Origin of the sequence: Streptomyces sp. NPDC049577 (assembly GCF_040675635.1) — a bacterium.
Taxonomy (GTDB): domain Bacteria; phylum Actinomycetota; class Actinomycetes; order Streptomycetales; family Streptomycetaceae; genus Streptomyces.
In genome coordinates this window covers 1-2,018 of the sequence record NZ_JBFAPH010000589.1, presented here as the reverse complement: position 1 = coordinate 2,018, position 2,018 = coordinate 1, and the positions used below count along the sequence as shown (strand labels likewise).

3 protein-coding genes are annotated in these 2,018 nt (G+C 74.7%); all 3 read left to right on the top strand.

Annotation, left to right across the window (positions count from 1 at the left end):
• Positions 1-470 (top strand): DUF4232 domain-containing protein (locus AB0K09_RS33015; RefSeq protein ID WP_366069081.1); only part of this gene is annotated, 470 nt, incomplete at its 5' end.
• Between the two features lie 98 nt (positions 471-568).
• On the top strand, positions 569-1,603 hold the full coding sequence (locus AB0K09_RS33010; RefSeq protein ID WP_366069080.1) for a ketoacyl-ACP synthase III: 1,035 nt from the start codon (positions 569-571) through the stop codon (positions 1,601-1,603).
• Positions 1,600-2,018, top strand: a 419-nt coding sequence (locus AB0K09_RS33005) for a glycosyltransferase family A protein (protein ID WP_366069079.1), incomplete at its 3' end; no start/stop codon positions are given. The genes AB0K09_RS33010 and AB0K09_RS33005, both read left to right, overlap by 4 nt.

Below are 2,018 nucleotides of genomic sequence, written 5' to 3'. Positions count from 1 at the left end.
GGACCGCCGCCGCCGCGCCGGCCGCGCCCGCCCCCGGGGTCGCGACCTGCCAGGCGTCCGGCCTGAGCGCCGCGCTGGTCGACAAGGCCCCCGGCCACCAGACCGGCATGTCCCACGAAGGGATACTGCTCACGCTGACCAACACCACCACCCACCCCTGCGCGCTGCGCGGCTACCCGGGCCTCCAGCTGGAGGACGCGCGGCACCAGCCCGTGGAGACGCACACCACCTGGGGCAGCACGTACTTCGTGCGGGACCCCGGCCGGCACACCGTCGTCCTGGATCCCGGCCGGTCGGCCGAGGCGGCCATGAGCTGGGCGCACGCCGACGCGCCCCGGATGGTGAACGCCGGCTACCTGCGGATCACCCCGCCGGCCTCGCGCGACCATCTCACGGTGGCGTTCCCGAAAACGGTGACCAACGGGCATCTGTCCGTCACCGCCCTGGCGCGCAGCATCACCGTGCCGTAGCGCCGGGGAGGGTACCCAGGCGGCTGCGCGAACCGCCCAGCCGCGTCTGAGTACGGCTACTCATGCTTCCGTCCCGTCCCGGGCCGGAAGCTGTGGCCATGTTCAAGCACAGCGTTGCCAGGGCCGCGGCACGGCCCGGCCGGGTGGGGATCACCGCCGTCGGTTCGTGCCTGCCGGCCCGAGAGTCGACCTCCGAGGAGTTGCAGGAGGAGGTGGCCCGCGCCGGTGGGCTCGCGTTGCCCGAGGGCCTCTTCCGGCGGGCGACGGGGATCGTCACGCGGCGGATCGCGGGGGACGGCGAGTACGCCTCGACCCTGGCGGCCGGCGCGGCGCGGCGGGCGCTCGCCGCCCGGGGGCTCGGTCCGCTGGACGTCGACCTGCTGGTGTACGCGTCGGCCACGCGCGACGTCGCCGAGCCGGCGACCGCGCACGTGGTGCAGGCCGAACTCGGCTCGCGCGCCCATGCGTTCGATGTGAGCAACGCCTGCAACAGCTTCCTCAACGGCATCGACACCGCGCACGCGATGATCCTGGCCGGGCGTGCCCGGCGGGCCCTGGTGGTCACGGGCGAGACGCCGAGTCGTGCGATGCGCCGGGCGCCGGTGAGCGCGGCGCAGTTCCGCGACGGCTTCGCGGGCTACACGTTCGGGGACGCGGGCGCGGCCGTCGTCGTGGAGCCGGTCGGGCGCGGCGGCATCCTGGACGTGGGGACCGAGGCGCACTCCGAGCACTGGGCGGTGGGCGGCATATCCGGCGGTGGCTCCCGGCATCCACGCGGCGAGGAGCACACCTACTTCCACGGCGACGGCCGTGAGCTGCGTGAGGTGTTCGAGAAGAGCGGCACGGCGGTCCTGGACCGGATGCGCTGCCGCACCGGGCTGGAGTGGGCCGACTTCCGCAGGATCCTGGTGCACCAGGTGACACTTCCGTACCTGGAGCGGTTCGCCGAGGTCACCGGCGTTCCCGAGGACCGGCTGGTGGTGACCGTGCCCGAGCTGGGCAACGTGGCCAGCGCCACCCTGGGTGTGCAGCTGGACCGGGTGAGCGGGGAGCTGGAGCCCGGGGACCGGGTGCTGTTCGTGGGGCTCGGTGGCGGCATCAGCGCCATGACCATGGTGTGGGAGAAGTCGTGACCGAGCTGTGGGTGGTGGTGCCCGCGTACCAGGAGGAGGCGCGCATCGGTGGGGTGCTGCGCGCGCTGGCCGGCCAGCGGGACCTCGGCTTCACGCTGGTGGTCGCCGACAACGGCTCGACGGACGGCACCGGGCGTATCGCCCGCGAGTTCGCCGCGCGGGCGCCGTTCCCGGTGCATGTCGTCGACGAGCCGGAGAAGGGCGTGGGGTGCGCGGTCGACACGGCGGTGCGGTTCGCCATCGACCGGGGCGCCCGGTTCGTGGCGCGCACCGACGCCGACTGTCTGCCCCGGCCGGGCTGGACGGCCGCCGCGCGGGGCGCGCTGGAGGGCGGGGCGGCGATGGTGTGCGGGCGGATCGACGCGCGGGCGGACGAGCACGGGCCGCTCGGGCGGGCTGGCTTCCGGGCGATGAT

Excerpts from the sequence above, each read along its gene's own strand:
- AB0K09_RS33010 (WP_366069080.1), top strand. The coding sequence starts at position 569 with ATGTTCAAGCACAGCGTTGCCAGGGCCGCGGCACGGCCCGGCCGGGTG.